At 60.5% G+C, this 17115-nt stretch carries 13 protein-coding genes and 3 pseudogenes; 2 read left to right on the top strand and 14 right to left on the bottom strand.

Going from position 1 to position 17115, the window contains the following annotated elements; translation table 11 throughout:
* Positions 1-59: 59 nt before the first annotated feature.
* The 9 genes and pseudogenes from B0G80_RS33340 to B0G80_RS47380 all read right to left on the bottom strand — a co-directional run.
* The gene (locus B0G80_RS33340) at positions 60-1532 is read right to left on the bottom strand and encodes an NAD-dependent succinate-semialdehyde dehydrogenase (protein ID WP_106282541.1); all 1473 of its coding nucleotides are present in this window, start codon (positions 1530-1532) and stop codon (positions 60-62) included.
* Between the two features lie 180 nt (positions 1533-1712).
* On the bottom strand, positions 1713-1892 hold the full coding sequence (locus B0G80_RS33335; protein WP_258879106.1) for a hypothetical protein: 180 nt from the start codon (positions 1890-1892) through the stop codon (positions 1713-1715).
* A gap of 267 nt (positions 1893-2159) precedes the next feature.
* A pseudogene (locus B0G80_RS33330) lies at positions 2160-2460 on the bottom strand (PAAR domain-containing protein).
* Positions 2461-3203: 743 nt separating this feature from the next.
* A complete protein-coding gene (locus B0G80_RS33320) occupies positions 3204-3872 on the bottom strand; it encodes a hypothetical protein (protein ID WP_116122087.1) in 669 nt (222 codons plus the stop codon).
* Positions 3869-4837 (bottom strand): hypothetical protein, encoded by a 969-nt coding sequence (locus tag B0G80_RS33315; RefSeq protein ID WP_147309950.1) that lies wholly within the window; start codon positions 4835-4837, stop codon positions 3869-3871. Before B0G80_RS33315 ends, B0G80_RS33320 begins: the two co-directional genes overlap by 4 nt.
* Positions 4838-4963: 126 nt before the next feature.
* Positions 4964-5353, bottom strand: coding sequence for a hypothetical protein (locus tag B0G80_RS45495; protein ID WP_147309949.1), 390 nt, complete (start codon positions 5351-5353; stop codon positions 4964-4966).
* Between the two features lie 906 nt (positions 5354-6259).
* On the bottom strand, positions 6260-7756 hold the full coding sequence (locus B0G80_RS33310; protein ID WP_181920111.1) for a M23 family metallopeptidase: 1497 nt from the start codon (positions 7754-7756) through the stop codon (positions 6260-6262).
* 22 nt (positions 7757-7778) lie between these two features.
* Positions 7779-9137, bottom strand: coding sequence for a type VI secretion system Vgr family protein (vgrG, locus tag B0G80_RS47385; RefSeq protein WP_258879247.1), 1359 nt, complete (start codon positions 9135-9137; stop codon positions 7779-7781).
* Positions 9138-9250: 113 nt separating this feature from the next.
* Positions 9251-10198: pseudogene (locus B0G80_RS47380) on the bottom strand (contractile injection system protein, VgrG/Pvc8 family); the annotation flags it as partial.
* A gap of 468 nt (positions 10199-10666) precedes the next feature.
* Between B0G80_RS47380 and B0G80_RS33300 the strand changes: the two are divergent.
* Positions 10667-11103, top strand: a pseudogene (locus tag B0G80_RS33300) (beta-galactosidase); the annotation flags it as partial.
* Between the two features lie 126 nt (positions 11104-11229).
* Here B0G80_RS33300 and B0G80_RS33295 read toward each other — a convergent pair.
* From B0G80_RS33295 to B0G80_RS33275, 5 genes are all read right to left on the bottom strand, one after another.
* Positions 11230-11556, bottom strand: coding sequence for a hypothetical protein (locus B0G80_RS33295; RefSeq protein WP_116122084.1), 327 nt, complete (start codon positions 11554-11556; stop codon positions 11230-11232).
* Between the two features lie 196 nt (positions 11557-11752).
* Positions 11753-13111, bottom strand: coding sequence for an MFS transporter (locus B0G80_RS33290; RefSeq protein WP_116122083.1), 1359 nt, complete (start codon positions 13109-13111; stop codon positions 11753-11755).
* Positions 13112-13520: 409 nt separating this feature from the next.
* Positions 13521-13865 carry a cupin domain-containing protein gene (locus tag B0G80_RS33285; protein WP_106282531.1) on the bottom strand — a complete coding sequence of 115 codons (345 nt, stop codon included), beginning with the start codon at positions 13863-13865 and terminating at the stop codon, positions 13521-13523.
* Positions 13866-13899: 34 nt separating this feature from the next.
* Positions 13900-14889: a succinylglutamate desuccinylase/aspartoacylase family protein gene (locus B0G80_RS33280; protein WP_116122082.1), complete on the bottom strand. Its 990-nt coding sequence runs from the start codon at positions 14887-14889 to the stop codon at positions 13900-13902.
* A 33-nt stretch (positions 14890-14922) separates the two neighbouring features.
* Positions 14923-16005 carry a tartrate dehydrogenase gene (locus B0G80_RS33275; RefSeq protein ID WP_116122081.1) on the bottom strand — a complete coding sequence of 361 codons (1083 nt, stop codon included), beginning with the start codon at positions 16003-16005 and terminating at the stop codon, positions 14923-14925.
* A 147-nt stretch (positions 16006-16152) separates the two neighbouring features.
* Between B0G80_RS33275 and B0G80_RS33270 the strand changes: the two genes are divergently transcribed.
* Entirely contained in the window at positions 16153-17109 is a 957-nt protein-coding gene (locus tag B0G80_RS33270; RefSeq protein WP_116122080.1) for a LysR substrate-binding domain-containing protein, read from the top strand.
* Positions 17110-17115: the final 6 nt, after the last annotated feature.

Below are 17115 nucleotides of genomic sequence, written 5' to 3'. Positions count from 1 at the left end.
GTTCGGCGGCAGGGTGTTCGGGTGTTCAGGTGTTCAGGCTCTTGCGGGAGGGCGGCCCGTCAATCCAGCCCGCCCTGGCACATGTACTTGATCGACATGTAATCGTCGAGCCCATACTTCGACCCTTCGCGGCCATAGCCCGATTCCTTTACGCCGCCGAACGGCGCCGCTTCGCTCGACACCGCGCCTTCATTGATGCCGATCACGCCCGCTTCGAGTTGCGCGGCCACGCGGTTGATACGCCGCACGTCCTGCGTATAGAAGTAGGCAGCGAGGCCGAATGGCGTGTCGTTGGAGAGACGGATCGCTTCGGCTTCGTCGTCGAAACGGAACAGCGGCGCAACCGGGCCGAAGGTCTCTTCGCAGCAGACGAGCATGCCGTCCTTCGTGTCCGTCAGCACGGTCGGCGCGTAGTAGTTCGGTCCGAGTTCCGTCAGGCGCCTGCCGCCCACTAGCACCTTCGCGCCATGTTTGACGGCGTCTTCCACGTGACGGGCGATTTTCTCGATCGCGCGTTCGTTGATCATCGGGCCGATCTGCGCTTGCGGGTCGGTTGCAGGCGCAACTTTCAGCGCGCCGACGCGTTTCGCGAGCAGATCGGCGAAACGCTCATAGACGCCGGCTTGCACATACACGCGGTTCGGACACACGCAGGTCTGGCCGCCATTGCGGAACTTCGCCGCCATCAGGCCGGTAACGGCCGCGTCGAGATCGGCGTCGTCGAATACGATGAAGGGCGCGTTGCCGCCCAATTCCAGCGAGAGCTTTTTCAGCGTGCCCGCGGATTCGCGCGCGAGATGCTTGCCCACCGGCGTCGAACCCGTGAAGGTGATCTTGCGTACCCGTGCGTCCGCGAGCCAGTCGGCAACGGCGGCAATGCCCTGTTCACGCGACGCCGACAGCATGTTCAGCACGCCGTCCGGCAAACCGGCTTCCTGAGCGAGCGCGGCGAGGGCGAGCGCGGTGAGCGGCGTGTCTTCGGCGGGTTTGGCGACCACGGTGCAACCCGCCGCGAGCGCGGGCGCGATCTTGCGGGCGATCATGGCCAGCGGGAAATTCCACGGCGTGATCGCCGCGACCACGCCGACCGGCTCCTTCACCGCGCTCATGCGCTTGCCGCGCTGCTGCTGCGGAATCAGATCGCCGTAGATACGGGTCGCTTCGTCGGCGAACCAGGCCACGTACGACGCGCCATAAGCGACTTCGCCGCGGGCCTCGGCGAGCGGCTTGCCCTGTTCCATCGACATCAGCTTCGCGAGGTCGTCGGTATTGGCGACGATCAGCGCATGCCAGCGGCGCAGAATCTCGGCGCGCTCGCGCGGCAGCCTGTCGCGCCAGGCGGGGAATGCGCTAGCTGCGGCGTTGGTGGCGGCACGCGCGTCGGCGGCGCCGCTGTCGGCGACTTCGACGATCGTCTCGCCGGTGGCCGGGTTGGTGACGGCAAAGCGGGCGCCGTCGGCGGCGCCGGTCCATGCTCCGTCGATCAGGTTCTGCGAGCGAATCAGTTCATTGCGTGTCAATGCGAGAGACATTCGGTTGCTCCTTCAGGTTGCCCTTGACGTAGCGAGGCACGCGGCCGCGTACGCGCGTCGATTGATGGATCGATGCTACGCCTCTAGCGCAATCGATGAAATTGCCAATCGAGGCGCCGGTGGTGCGCACGCCGTTTTTTTGCGGCGATCACAGCATTTTCTGCTGATCACCCTGCAAATTCATTTCAGCCGCCGCGGCCCGGTCGATGCGCGCACCACCAAAGTGGGCGGCGGCGCGAGCACCATCGACGGCTGCTGGTGCGGCGTCTGGATGAGCCGGATCAGAGTGTCGATCGGCAACTCGGCGACCCTTCGCTCGTACGTCGAGTAGTTCGAGCGAAGCGCGAACGTGGATGACATTGTGTTTTCCGTCATTGCGACCGGTAACAGGCGTCTGTTCAACGAGGACGTGCGCGATACTGTTCTGACGGGCGCGAGCAGGCGGCGACCGCGAACTGCTGGCTGATTGAACTCCTGACTGCCGAATGACAAAGGGCGCGATTACTCGCGCCCTTTTCCTTTGCAGGTGCTAGTCCGCCTCATTTCATACCGGCATGAAGGCCTGGGAGGATCGCCGTCAGCGGTGCTTGTGTAAGCCCCTGTACGTGGACCGGCAGACTGATTCGATCACACGCTGGCGCTTGGTGCCTGCATTGTATCGAAACTTGACGCGTTGCCGAGCAGACTGGAAACCAGCCGGCAACCGCACGTAGTGAGATGCCCGTGACGCGCGACGGGCACACCATGATCGGTAATCCTGCTGTCGCCCTCAAGAATCGCATTGGGTTCGATGCTCAAGGTGCAGCGGACATTTCACAAGATCGTCTGCCCGGGCTACGCGTCGCCCGCCGTAGCGCATCGTGTCTGAAGCGGTGATGACTTCGCCGCCGTGGTCGGTGGTGTCATTGAGTCGGATGAAGTCAATCATTTCGCTTGTCCTCGGAAGAAGGGACATCCACGAATCTGACGCTGCGCAAAATGCGAAGGATCAAGGGTAGATAGTCCTGCGCAGGTTTACTAAGGCGCATGGTTTGTCCCGCTCCGCAAATCGCCTTGTCGTCGTGAAAAAGGCAATATTTATATGAGCGGACCCGCAGCCGTTCCTCTCCGTTAATATCATCTCTCGTCCGTATAAAGCCATTCGAATTCTCGGACTTCAACTGATAAATTCGTGTAACGGGAGAAAGCAGTTTCTTTTCAGAATCGTCTACGTAGTATGGCGCCCATCCCTTCGTTGAGTCCCACGACGCGCCGTACATTTGCGCTTTGTCTTGAGCGTCCGCGTACCCCTCATTAGCCTGACCACAGGCGAACTCAATCAATAGGCGAGGACCAAGGGTGCTACGAACTGGTGGTTTATCAGTCCAATACCACGCATTGTTATTAGCTCCGCTTTCAACATGGCCGCCGTAAAAGTCTTTGAGACTGATGGAGCAACCTGGCAGGCCCATATCTGCATACAGAACGCGGTAGCCTACCCTTGGTAGAGGGGGCGATCGCGACAACCGAGACATTCATCCTACCGATGAAGATCGGAGAAAGTACTGTGTCAATCATCCTTTTTTCCTTCGCCGACCGAAGAAGCAGCGCCTGTCAAGCCCATAGTCCGTAAGAGGCTCAAGGCATAACGCAGCTTGGTCATATTCCGCTTCGATATGGTATAGCATGTCGTCACCTCTGCACCGTGAGTGACGCGCAGGCACGCAGTGCGCCCAGTTTCGCCCTGCCATCGCGCTGAATGACGCAGACAGGCTTTTTGCGGCTTGCCTTAGTCGTCGATCCGACACATGGAAGATTCATCTTTGCGATTCCGCTACGTTCCAAACACACACTTCCCGACTGCATCAAGATCAGTTCTTGCGCAATACTTAACTTACGATCCTTGAAAGCGTATATGCGCTCCCACTTCCCGTAGGCATCGTTGCCGACTACCCGAAAGCGGCCTGGACTCGTTGAATCAGCTGCCACTGGCAAATATCCCGCGAAGTCAACGCCGTTTTTGTCCGCATAGAAAACCAGCATCTGTGCATCAAGTCCCAATCTTCCAGGATTTGCCATAACGAGTTGAACGCCCGTTTCCGCTCCCGGCTGAACCGTCCACGTCACCTGTGCACAATCTTCTGCTTCATCTACGCGCTGTGGCCCGACTAGTGGCCGATCACCTAGATGCTCATCCGACACAGATGCTGTGATGACCTGAGTGCCGGACGATCCGCTACAGGAAAAAACAACCTTGGTGTTCTCGAGAACTACTGTCGTCGAGCTTCCTTGAATGTTCTGCGCACTAGCCTGCATTAAAAGCGCACAGGCAATCAAAATGCCAACCCATATTTCTTTCATAGCAGAATTCCTTTGATTCTCGATGTTTCTGACTGACGCTGATCGAAATGGGCGTCCGCCGGAAATTGAGAAGGCGACTGTGCGTGGTCCCCGCGAACCTTGTTTGTCATTGCAATCACATCGTCACTGTCGGCTATAGGTAGAAGTCTATTGTTCGCCCAGAAGAAGCCAGCCGTGTCGATCGAGGTCAGAGGATCAGCCGCGAGGACCTCTGGATGATCGATAACGGGCGGCTTAAGCGAGGCAACGAGCGATGAAACCAAATTCGGATTGTGAATTGGTAGTAGGTTCGCGTGGTGACTGGAGGAGTATGGCGGATTAAAACCCCACCATCGAGCGTCCTGCCACCACGTTACCCCGACTGCTTGCCAGGCAAGCCATCCCCGGTATCGGAAATAAACCCCATAATTTGCACGTCCTGTCAGTTGCTTAAATCCTCGTCCTCTGAATTTTCCGCCGTCGTTCCACTCGACATTGCCTAGCCACCCGATGTAATTCTTCGCGCGCTCATACCGCCTGAAATACTCGAAAGGATCGCCGTTATATAACTCGCTCATGTCGTGAAGTTGGCCAGACTCGACCGAGGACTGTCCGAGGAAGTGAGCTTTACGCAATCCTTGGCTGATACAGTACTTGCTAAACGTCCTGTTTATACTGGCGAGATATTTGCCGATCGCAACCGCATTTGCGGCAGGGTAGATTCTGCTGAACTCGGATTTGCTGAACCATCCGCACGCTCTGAAATGCCGGATAAACGCAGTCGGCGGGAAGTGCCATACCTCGTTGGGATGAGGCGGATCAGGGTCACTGATGTATTCCCGGAAAGCCAGATCGCGCGCATCGTCCATCAGCCTGTTGACAGCCTCATCCGACAACGGATTGGCCAATGCCTCATGCGGACTCTTCAGCCATTCATGCCGCGCCGCCCGTCCGTCGCGACTCCAGTCAGATGGAAATTTGCACAAGTCGCCCGCCGTAGCGCATCGTGTCTATAAAGTGGTGATAACTTCGCCGCCGTGGTCGGTGGTGTCGCCGAGTCGGATAAGATTGCTCACTAGGTTTCCTTATCACAGTGCTTGATTTTGGGGCGGTTATTCTTGGTAGGCATCGTTACAGTCGAATGACTTCCAACGCCCTTCGCTGCCTTTGTAACAACTGAGCGGCATGTAGATCAGATCTTTGGAGTTCCACTTGTACACAACTTTCACTCCCTGAAAACCAGGGGAAGCTTGAGTAACGGTCGTCCACGTCAATGGACGCCGCGATGTCGCCGAGACAGGACCAGAAGCCAAGGCTGCTACAGGTGGCGAAGTTAAAACCACGCACCAACTATTCGAATTACGTTGCTCAAAAACTGTTTTTTGAGCGTTGGTTCCAGAAGTCGCGTCGGTTGCGATCACAAAGTCGTGCGATCCAATATGACGGCGAAACTGCAATATATTCTCGTCATCGTCAAAACGGCTGCCGTATGTGTCTGACATTCCGGCTCTCAACGAAGGATAGCAGGAGGCGTAATGGGAGTCGTGCCACGCTCGCGGCAGCGTAACCAACTCGCCTGCATGCACGTCAGAACCGATTGCGACAATGGCAATGCTAAGGAATTTGCGGTACATAGCTAACTTGGATGGATGATGTTGCCGGGACGGTCGCGGGCGGGAACGTCTGGCATAGCGTGGGGTGACCCGACGGTACCAACGGGGGATAGGTAATGGTCTCCTCATGGAGGGTACTGGTATCGTCCGTCAGGACGCGGCGAAGCAACGCCGCGAACTGCTGGCGATTTGCGTATCCTGAGGCACCGCCATTAATTAGCCAGCTTATAAAGCCGACAACGGATGGGGCTACGTCAAGGTCTGCGGCACGGTTAATGTTTGTCTTTCCTCTAAAATGCTTAGAAACCCAAAACATGCCGGCGGATTCCGCGGCGTCAGTAGGATTGGAAGCGATTGTGACAGGATCGAAGCGAGGAAACCAACGACGGGGTGTTGCGCCGTTTGACCACTCATGTGTGCTCGTGGCGGTAATCCGTGCGTCGGAATATGTCAACCCAACGATGTCCGGCAGATGTCTGAAGACTCCATATTCCTCGTAATTACTCGGCCAGGTAAGCTGAAGGTAGCCTCGTCCGTAGAATGGCCCATATGGCTTGCCGTGGCCAGCGCCTCCCTCGTTCATTAGACTTAGGACGCCTGTTTCAATGTAAGTTTGAGCGAGGAAATGTAGTAGTCTAGGCATGCTGTCGCCAAGATATTTGCGACGGAGCATGTTCACCGATTTGTGATGCACGATTGCCCGCTGATACGCGTCGTTCCAGCTTATCTGTCCGGTCAACGACCGACGAGGGAGGCACTGCGCCAGTTCTTCGACGCTTAGCCAGTTGCAACTTTTCATGTTTCTGATAAACGCAGTCGGCGGGAAATGCCACACTTCGTTGGCATGAGGCAGATCAGGGTCACCGATGTCTCCCAGAAAGCCAGATCGCGCGCATGCTCCATCAGCCTGTTGAAAGCCTCATCCGACAACGGATTGGCCAATGCCTCATGCGGACTCTTCAGCCAGTTATACCGCGCCGCCAGTCCGTCACGACTCCACTCGGATGGAAACCTGCACACGGCTCGCGCCATGCGCTGACGGATCGCATCCATCCCGAGGGCACTCACCGCATCGGCGTGGCTCACATGCCCCGCATGATTGACGTCCAGCCAGCGCTTTATCGTCGGCGAATCGCACAGGCTGTCGGGCGTCGGATCATCGTTAATGAAACTCCAGCCGGCCCACTCCGGGAAATCGGCATCGCTATAGACCCGCACGCCTGCTTTGGAAAGATTGATCCACCCATCACCGTCCGGCGTTTTCACTTTGCGCCAGTGATTCAGACGCGCGCCATAAGGAATCTCGTCACCAATGCAACACCCGAAACGCAGGACCTCGAAGATCGCACTCGGCGAGGCGACGGGCATGCCTGCCGCAATCGCCGCCAGGGAACTGTCTGTAAATCGTCCATGCAGGGCCATGGCACGTCTGTACAGGTCGTATTCCGCATCCCGTTCCGCAGGCATTGCACCGCACACGGACCAGCTCAGATCCACGTTCTGCCTGTAGGTCGTCAGCGTGCAATCCTTTTCGTAATGCATGCGCACGACAAGATCACAACTCGTTCCGGCCGGTACGAGAGACGGCTGCGGGTGTAACGTCGCGATTGCCGGCGCGCTGTCATCATCACGGAAAGGGTGCGGCTCACTGGCAAAGAGCTTCGCGCCGCGAGGAATGAAGAACCATATGTCGCCATACACTGCATCCCTGCGCGCCTGGGTATTGCCCAGCGGCCCCGGGGCGCGTCCAATCATCTTTTTCAGGTTCGCCTCGTCGCAGACGATCTCGAAGTGAATCTGCGGATACTGGCCGTATATCTGGCCGGGTGTGCCGACCACGTCCTTGCGGTAGACCTTCTTGCCGACAGCGAGCGTCGGCATCACCTGCTGCATATGCAGGTAGATCGAGTAATAGGTGATCTTCGCGTTCTCGCCTTCACCGATCTCGGTGTCGTGACGGATGACCACGCAGCCGTCATCCGTGCGCACGTTGCGATACTGGAGCGTCGGCTTGTGGGTCGTGTCGGTCTTGCGCATGTACACGACCTTGCCGTCTGCGATGGCCCGCACAGGCAGCGGGTCGCCGCCTTCTACTGGCGCCCTCAGATGCGGGCCGCCATGCCAGCCCAGGTTGTGGCTGACCGGATAGGCGCCGTTGCCCGGCTCGCATTCCAGCATGTTGGATGTGCATACGTCCCCATCGGGGACGACCGTGTTGCCGGCGTCCGCTGTGATCATTGCATCATTCTGCTGCGGGTGCGCTGCGGAAAGAAAGGGTGGGCTGATAATCATGAGTCTGTCGGGAGGAAAGCTTTCACAGCGAATGGATGTGGTCATCGGTCGGCGTGCCCGAACCGGAAGGCGGGAAAGTCCTCAACTGGACATCCGGGCCCGGCACATCCCACCACGCGCCTTTCTCCAGAATCGGTCCCGGCGAGCCGTTGGTAATCCCGCCGCCGTTGATCTGGATATACGACCCGCCCGCACCGAGCCAGACTTCCTTTGCCGCGGTGATCACGATCCTGCCGTCCGTGCTGCTGATCGTGATGTCCTTTAGCGCCGCCAACGCCATCTGGTCGCTCTGCGCCTGTATGTCCACGGGCCCCTTCGCCGCGATCAGCTTCATGCCAAGCTGCCAGGCAAACAGGCTGATCGCGCCGCGCACTGACGCCAACAGCGAACGTCCCGACGACACACTCACGTCCCGTCCCGCCGTCACCGCGTGATCATTCGCGCTCGCCATATGCGTGCTGTCTGCGGCCGTGGTCGCCACATCCGCCGCACTCGCAATCACCACGTCCGGGCGCGTCATCTCCGGCGATGGATTCTCCGGCGTCCTGGCGCCGCCCCTGATCGCGCCGTTCTGCGTCCTGATCGTGCTGGCCGCATCGCTCTGGCTGGCATGCGGCGTCTGCACGTTGTGCTGCTTCGCGAGCAGTGACAGGTCCTCATGCTGTTGCCGCGCCTGCGTAAGCCGCTGTACCGTCTCGCCCGCGCGCGTCTCGGTCGTTACGAGCAAGCCCCGGTTCGCCTGCATCACCGCATGCGCATCGGTGGCAATCTCGATCCCTTCACCGCGCGCCTCGGTGCGCCCCCGGTTGCCGTCGATGCGCGTATTGAGCCCCGCCACAAACCGCGAATTCGCCTGGTCGCTCGACAGCTGCGCCTGCATCCGGCCGGGCGTATCGTCCAGCGCAAGATGGTTCGAGCGCCGGCCATACCCAAGGCTGCTGCTGCGCATGCCGCTAAGCGCCGCGTTGGCCGGCAGGGCCCACGGTGGCATGTTGAACCTGTCCACCACGAATCCGGCGACGACAGGCCGGTCCGGGTCACCGTGCACGTGCGCGACCAGCACCATCTGACCCGAGCGACCGGGTGCAACAACGCCCATCTCGCCACCCTGCCACTGGCTCATGATGCGCACCCAGATCGAGGTTGAGCCATCCAGTTTTGCCTGACGGTCCCAGTCGAACTGGATACGCAGCCGGTTGCGCGAGTCGATGTACATTTCATTGTCCTGCGGCGCGACCACCACCGCGTATTCATAGCCGTCCATGCGCGGCCTCGGCGTGATCTGCGGCAGCCGGAAATACTCGTTCGCCGGTTGCAGTTCAAATTCCGTGTTGACCGAGTACTGACGCCAGTCGCCTGAGGACGTGCCAACTTCAGTGATATCCAGTGTGGAGCGCAGAACGATGTATTCACGGTTCGCGCGCTGCTGCGGATAGCCGTCAGCGTGAACGTGCGCCCGGGCTGCAGCCCCTGAAGATGGCCCCTGCCGGTTGCGCGCAGCCCCTGGCAGCGTCTCGCTTCGAGTGTGACCCGCGCAAGATACCGGGCTTCCTCCCGCTCGTCGTTCGCGTCGGCAAATGTGCGCCGGGCCTCGGGCTGCGCGAAGTCGGCGGGTTCGTAGATTTCGATGTCCCGGCTCGCCGTGCCGCGCAGGTCTTCGTAGCGTTCGCGGTTCGGTGCGAGACTTTTTGCAAGTCGCGGCTCCGCGTAGTTGTGGTCGTTGACTTCGGCGCTGCCCGGCGTCAGCGTGTACGACACCGACAGTTCGCTGATATGTTCCTCATCGATCCGGCCGGCCGGATGATAGCGAAGTGTTTCATAGGCGACGCCGTGCGGACGGAAGCCGCTCAGCAGGTCGGAAATGACGAGCGAATGAAAGTCGTCACGATGCTCGAACCAGTAACAGAGCCCGAACTCTTCCATTAAACGGGATATGAATGCCCAGTCTGATTCCCACGCCTGCCGGATCATGTCGCGCGGCGGGTAGCCTTTGCCGGGCCACATTCCGCCGATACGCCATTCAACGGTGCCCACATAAGGCTGCAGGACTTCTTCGAGTACCTTGGTCACCGAACCATGAAAGATGCGCGAATCGCAGTTCAGCGTTGCGCGCCACACAAACGGACGCAGCACGAACTCGAAAATCGCCGCGCGGTCTTCAACGCATCTGATCCGCGCCGAAACGATTTCGCCGCTGATGTAGCGAGTATCGGCGCCGACATTCGCGCGCCCGGTATCGCCTGTCGCGCCCGCGCGGAAGGTGCCGATGCCGGTGATCTGGATCGCCACCGTGCCTGTTGTGCCGACGATGCGCTCAAGATCGATCTGCGCGGCGCTCTCGGGGTCTTCCAGAAAGTCCGGGTTCCCGACTGCTGTCTCAACGATGTATTCGAAGAGTTCACCGACCGCCTCGCGTCCGCTGACCCGACGAACGGTCAGCATCGGCGCGCGCTTTTCGGTGAACTGCCTGTTCCTGTATGAGACGCCGACGATTTCGGGAAGCGCGGCATCGCTGAACGTGACGGTGTGTGTCTGGGTTAGCCACTGGGTCACGCGCACCTCAATAGGGTTTGCGTTAGTGCGTCGCCGGGAATGTCCGGCGTGCGCGGTTGAGTCGACCACGACATTTGCTGCCCCCCGGAAGTTCTTGTTTTAAAACCGCTGGAATCCGCCTGTTACGCACTCCGCGAGAGACCTGAACTGTGCGGCAGCCTGTCATGCAGCACGACGCCCGTGTCGGAGCGTTAGCGACGCCGTTATTCGCTTTTGTGCCTCCAGTATTCTCCCGTTCATTATCAGATTGGCACCTCGTAGGCGTACATAAGACACCTGTAAAAATCGGTCAAACAGAAAAAATAGATAGGTATTTCGCATAGCAGGCCGAGGGATATCAACGGTACGGATAACCTCACGCCCACCGACACCAATCCGATTCATCTGCTCGACTTCCGCCGCTTCATGTCGGACGAGGTGGCGAGTTTCATCGCGAGCAGATCGATGTGTTGCGCGAGTATGCGCCGTCGGCGGATTTGCTTCACAACTTCATGGGCTTTTTCACGACCTTCGATCACTACCGCTTCGCCAGGGACAATGCGCTCGATGTCACTGCGTGGGAAAGCTATCCGATCGCACGCACGGAATCCGTCGCGCTGCCCGACGAGCAGAAGGCGCGTTATGCGCGCACGCGCATCCCGGTTTCCGCGTTCGACCATGACCGCTATCGGGCGATCGGCGTCGGCCGTTTCTGGGTGATGGGCCAGCAAGCCGGTCCGGTCAACTGGGCGCCGTGGAATCCGGTGCCGGCGAAAGGCATGGTTTGGTTGACGTTTGCGCGTGGCAGGGCGCTTGAACCTGTTGGTCGATCGACAGAACCGACCCGGCAACGACCAGAGTTGTCAGTGCGTTGTCACGGCAAGGCGCTGACGTAGCAGGATGCGCTGCGCAAACGCTAGAGGCATTTGCAACCGCAGGCGCTACTGCCTGGGCGTCTGCGCCTTACGATTCGCGCAATCCGACGTGAACGCCATGCTGGCCTGATCCGGCGTCATGCGCGGCACGTCCGGGCTGTAGATCTTCTCGATGATGGCGTTGACCGCCTGCCGGTCAGCCGCATCGTTGTAATACTTGGCCGCCTGCTCGAGCGCTTGCGCCCTGGTCTTTTTGTGCGCGCGCCAGGAGGCGACCTGTCCGGCGATATCGCCGATCGCAAAGCATTGATCGCTGACGGTTTGCGCAACGGCTTGAACGGCCGGCTGCGCGAGGCACGCCGCAAGCAGCGCGGATACGACTACGCGTTTCATTCCCTGAATCCTGTGGTAGATGGGCACGGGTCAACAAGCGCGTAGTTTATCGGGAAAGTCACGAACCCTTCACTGTCAGGGACAACAGCTTTATGCCGAATCCGGCCTCAGATTCACGTGTACCCGGCCGTTCAGCCTCGTGGGAGCTAATCGACTCATGATTTGAGTCGATTAGGTACGCATTCGACTCACCCGCTCAATGCCCGAACGACTCCGCCTTCGGCGCACCCACGTTCGCCACATGCGGCCGCGCCGCCTGCTTGATCAGCAACGCCACGCACGAAATCAGACCCGCCACCGCGATCATGGCGAAGATGCCCGCGAACGAAAAATGGCGACGCGTCAGTTCGGCCACGAGGAACGAGCCGGCAATCCCGCCGAAGCGCCCAATGCCGAGCATCCACGCCACGCCCGTGCCGCGGCCTTCGGTCGGGTAGAACGCGGCGGCGAGGGCGGGCATCGACGATTGCGCGGTATTCATCAGCACGCCCGCGACGAACACGATGAACACCAGCGCGCCCACATTGCCCACTGCCTGACCGATGAAGTACACGCTCACGGCCGTCAACGCGTAACAGGCCGCGATGATCCGATTCGCGTTGAAGCGGTCCATCAGCACGCCGCACAGCACGGCGCCCACGCCGCCAAGCGGGAACAGCGCGGAAATCAGTGTCGCGCGTTGCGGCGTGAGTCCGGCGTCTTTCAGCAGGATCGGCATCCAGTTGATCGACGCGTAGAAGATCACGAGACCCATGAAATAGGTGATCCACAGCATCACCGAACCGATGATGTACGAGCGCGACAGCACTACCGCCGCACCCTTGCCGCCGGTTTGCGGCGCCGTTTCGGTCATGATGAAGCTGCCCGCTTGCGCCGCTTCGCTCGAAATGCGCGCGAGCGCCGCGCGAATCCGCTCGACCGGCTTGTTATTGGCCACCATGTAGCGCACCGATTCCGGCATCTTGATCGCCAGCACGATCAGAAGCAGAAGCGGCGTGATGCCGCCGAGCAGCAGCACGCTGCGCCAGCCGAAATGCGGAATCATCCACGCCGCGAGGAAGCCGCCGAACGCGGCGCCGAGCGGAAAGCCGCAGAACATCAGGTTGATCACCGTCGCGCGGCGGCGGTCCGGGCAGTATTCGCCCATCATCGTCACGGCGTTCGGCATGGCCGCGCCGAGACCGACGCCGGTGATGAAGCGCAGTGTCGTCAGTTGTTCGATGCTGGTCGAGAAGGCGGAGCCGAGGCACGCCACGCCGAACAGCAGCACCGAGCCGAGCAGCAGGGAACGTCGCCCGAGCCGGTCGGACAGCGGTCCCGAGCCGAGCGCGCCGCAGGCGAGGCCGAACAGCGCCGCGCTCAGCACGGGCGCGAGCGCCGGTCTGGTGATGCCCCATTCAGCGATCAGCGAAGGCGCAATGAAGCCAATCGCGGCCGTGTCGAAACCGTCCAGCAGGACGATGATGAAACACATGGAGAACACGAGCCATTGGAACGGCGAAAAGGGATGTTCGTTGATAAATGCTTGAACGTTCACAGCCGTGCTGCGGTTCATGATGGTCTCCTCACTGCCGGATAAGCAAAGGCTCGCGGGAACGAGCCTTTTCTTTTTATACGATCGGACGCCGTTTTAGAAGCCGTGCGACGCCCATGCCGCGGCGAACCGATTACGCCGCAGAGACCGCAGGGAATGGCCACAACGCGTAAATGTTCATAATAAGAACGTAGATTCTATGTGCGAACGAAGCTGAATTGTAAGTAAGACGGCAACATGGGAGCAACGCGGGATTACCCGACGCTGTCGCGGACGTGCATGGGAAGGCGGGGAGCGCTGGGAGGCGGCGCGACGGAACCCAATGGTCGAGGCGCGCGTTGGGAGGTGGGGCAAGAGAGGGGGCGGAGCGCCGGCCTTATCGGTTTGGCGCGGTGCAGGCCGGCGCTCGGTGCAACTTATGACGCGGCGTTCAGAAGATGACGTAGACCTTGCGCATCGTCTCTTCGACTTCCCAGAGCCCTTCTGTATTAGCTTCGAAAAAGAGCGTATCGCCGCTCTGAAAGTGAATGGTCTCTTCGTTATCGGGCGTAAAGCGTCCGCGTCCCGCAATGAAGTGCATCACCTCGGCCTGCTTGATCGAGCGGCGATAGGTGCCGGCGGTGCATTCGAAGATGCCGGTATCGACGGCTTCGCTGCCCTTGATAACGCGTTGCACGCCCGACACCTGAATTGGCGTCGTACCGGGCAATCCCACCTTGCCCCAGTCTTCGAGATTCTGCAGATTCACGCTTTGCTTGAGCTGCTGTACCTTCATCTTCACGTTACCTTTTGAGTCTGCACGGGCCGCTTTATTGGCCGCTGGCTTGGGTGTTCGTCACGGTCTGCTCGATCTTGCCTAACCGGACGACGGTCACCCCGGGCCGCAGTTGCCGCAGCGAAGGCATGACGAGCATGCAGTTGTCGTAGGGCGTGGTGACCGGCTCGCCGTTGGACCAGCCGATCACGGCGCCGGCCTCGGCGAAGATCTCGAGACCCGTGTACGGCGCCGCAAAACGAAAATCCATGCTGGTGGCCACCACCGGCTGCGTCACGCGGACGATGTGCTGTACCGGCGGCAGCGGAGCAAGCCAACCTTCCGGCAGGTCCGCTTCGTCGATCACGCCGGCGAGCAGCAGGAAGCGCGCGGTGGTGTCGCGCGCGACCGCAACCGCGCTCTGTTCCCAATGCTGCCCGCATTCGATCAGCAGCGCGTTCTTCGAACTGGCCGCATCGCCGAAACCTTCGTAGTCGCGCATGCGGCGGCCTTCCGGATGGCCTTCGTCGCAGATCACGGTGGCCGGCGTGCCGAGCCGCACGGCGAGATCGATGCCTTTTTGCAGCGGTCCCGCCACGATCAGCGGCTTGCTCTTCTCGTGCATGGAATGCAGATCGAGCAGGGCGTCGACAGCGTCGATCACCGGCCGCATCGCGCGCGCGCGTTCCAGTTCACTGGACGTGCGTGAGGTGTCGTCGAGCATCGCGGCGGTCCACACGCGGTTGAAGTCCTGATCGACGAAGCGGGCCGCATCCGGCTGCGCGGGATCGAAACTCCGATAAGCGTCGACGTTGGCGAACGCCAGCGTGAGACGCCCGCGCCGCGGCCGCAACTCACGGCGCAGCAATTCGTCGACGACGATCGCGCTGCACACTTCATTACCGTGCGTCAGCGCGTTGATCATTACGTGCGGACCCGGCGCGCCCGAATCGAACGTATGCACGTAAGCGATGCCGGACGCCGATTGTTCGTGCGCCGAGATATCGGGGAATTCGACTTCGATGGGGTAGGCTTCCATGCTCATGCGAGTTGTCCTGGCAGAAAGTGAACGAAAGACTCAGGCGAGTTTTGCCGCAATCGCCTGGCCGACTTCGGTGGTGTTCGCCTTGCCGCCGAGGTCGCCGGTATGCGGGCCTTCCACCAGCGTTGCTTCAATGGCGGCGAGGATCGCGTCGTGCGCCTCGCGCTCCTTGCCCTCGTGATTGCCGAGGAAATCGAGCATCATCGCGGCCGACCAGATCATCGCGATCGGATTGGCAATGTTCTTGCCGGCGATGTCCGGCGCCGAGCCGTGCACCGGTTCGAACAGTGAAGGAAACTTGCGGTCCGGATTCAGATTGCCCGACGGCGCGAGACCGATCGTGCCGGTGCAGGCGGGGCCGAGGTCCGACAGGATGTCGCCGAACAGATTGGTGGCCACCACCACGTCGAAGCGATCCGGGTTCAGCACGAAGCGCGCGCACAGAATGTCGATGTGCTGCTTGTCCCACGTCACGTCCGGATACTGCTCCGCGATGCCGGCCGCAACCTTGTCCCACCACGGCATGCTGATCGCGATGCCGTTGCTCTTGGTGGCAACGGTGATCTTCTTGCGCTCGCGCCGCTGCGCGAGGTCGAATGCGAACTTCAGCACGCGCTCGCTGCCGTGCCGCGTGAAGACGGATTCCTGCAGCACGAATTCGCGCTCCGTGCCTTCGAACATCACGCCGCCCACCGACGAGTACTCGCCCTCGGTGTTTTCACGCACGATCCAGAAGTCGATGTCGCCCGCGCTGCGGCCGGCGAGCGGCGAAGGCACGCCGGCGAAGAGGCGCGCCGGGCGCAGATTGATGTACTGGTCGAATTCGCGGCGGAACTTGAGCAGCGACCCCCACAGGGAGATATGGTCGGGCACGGTGTCGGGCCAGCCGACCGCGCCGAACAGGATCGCGTCGGCCGATTGCAGTTGCGCTTTCCAGTCGTCCGGCATCATCTTGCCGTGCTTCGCGTAGTACTCGCAGCTCGCCCATTCAATGTGCTGATACTCCAGCTCGATGCCGAAGCGCGTTTTCACCGCCTCCAGCACGCGGATGGCTTCCGGCATGACTTCAACGCCGATGCCGTCGCCGGGAATGACTGCGATCCGATATTTCTTCGACATGTTGTGCTCCTCCGCTTGGGTTCTGTTGGGGCTTCTGGACGATTCGATAACGGCTATTTTATTCCCGCTGTTTGAGACTAAAATAGTCGCTTTAGTTAAGCCACTGTGCACGATTCGTGTACAAACTCAGGTGCGAGCAATCGACCCATGAACGCCGTTCCCTCACCCGATCTCGGCGATTTGCGCGTGTTCTGCGAAGTAGCGCGCAAGTCCAGTTTCAGCGCGGCGGCGGAAGCCTTGTCGGTGTCCGCGGCGTATGTCAGCAAACGCATCAACGTGCTCGAGACTACGCTCGGTACGCGTTTATTGCACCGTTCCACGCGCCGCGTCGCGATCACGGAAGCCGGTGAGCGCGTCTACACGTGGGCCGAAAAGATTCTCGACGATGTCGATCAGCTCGTGGAAGACGTCTCCACCACGCGCCGCATTCCCGGCGGCAAGCTGCGTATTTCCAGCAGCTTCGGCTTTGGCCGGCGCTTCGTCGCGCCCGCGCTCGCGCGCTTTTCCGAGCGCTATCCGCAACTGAGCGTGCGGCTTGATCTGTTCGACCGCCTCGTCGATGTCGGCGGCGAGGGCTTCGACCTGGACGTGCGGATCGGCGACGAGATCGCTCCGCATCTGATCGCGCGGCGGCTCGCGTCGAATCATCGCGTGTTGTGCGCGTCGCCCGATTACATCGCGCGGCATGGCGCGCCGCGCCAGCTTGCCGAGCTGTCCTCGCATGCGTGTCTCGCGATCAAGGAACGCGACCATCCGTTTGGGCTGTGGCGTTTGACGGTGCGCGGCGAGCCGGTGTCGATCAAGGTCACCGGACCGTTGTCGACCAATCACGGGGAAGTGGCGGTAGAGTGGGCGCTGGCCGGACGCGGCATCGTGCTGCGTTCCATGTGGGACGTGCGGCCGCTGCTCGAAAGCGGTCAGTTGCGGCAGGTGTTGCCCGAGGTCACGCAACCGGCGAACCTGTGGGCGGTGTATCCGGCGCGCCTCGCACAGTCGGCGAAGGTGCGCGTCTGCGTGGACTTTCTGAGCGAGGAATTCGCGCAAGGCAATGCGCCGGGCGACGATGCGGCCGGCGCGAACATGGCCGGCGTTGCCGAACGTTGAATACTG

The sequence above is a fragment of the Paraburkholderia sp. BL6669N2 genome (assembly GCF_003387275.1).
Taxonomy (GTDB): domain Bacteria; phylum Pseudomonadota; class Gammaproteobacteria; order Burkholderiales; family Burkholderiaceae; genus Paraburkholderia.
The sequence above is the reverse complement of the archived record's forward strand: the minus strand, read 5'-3'. Positions and strand labels throughout refer to the sequence as shown.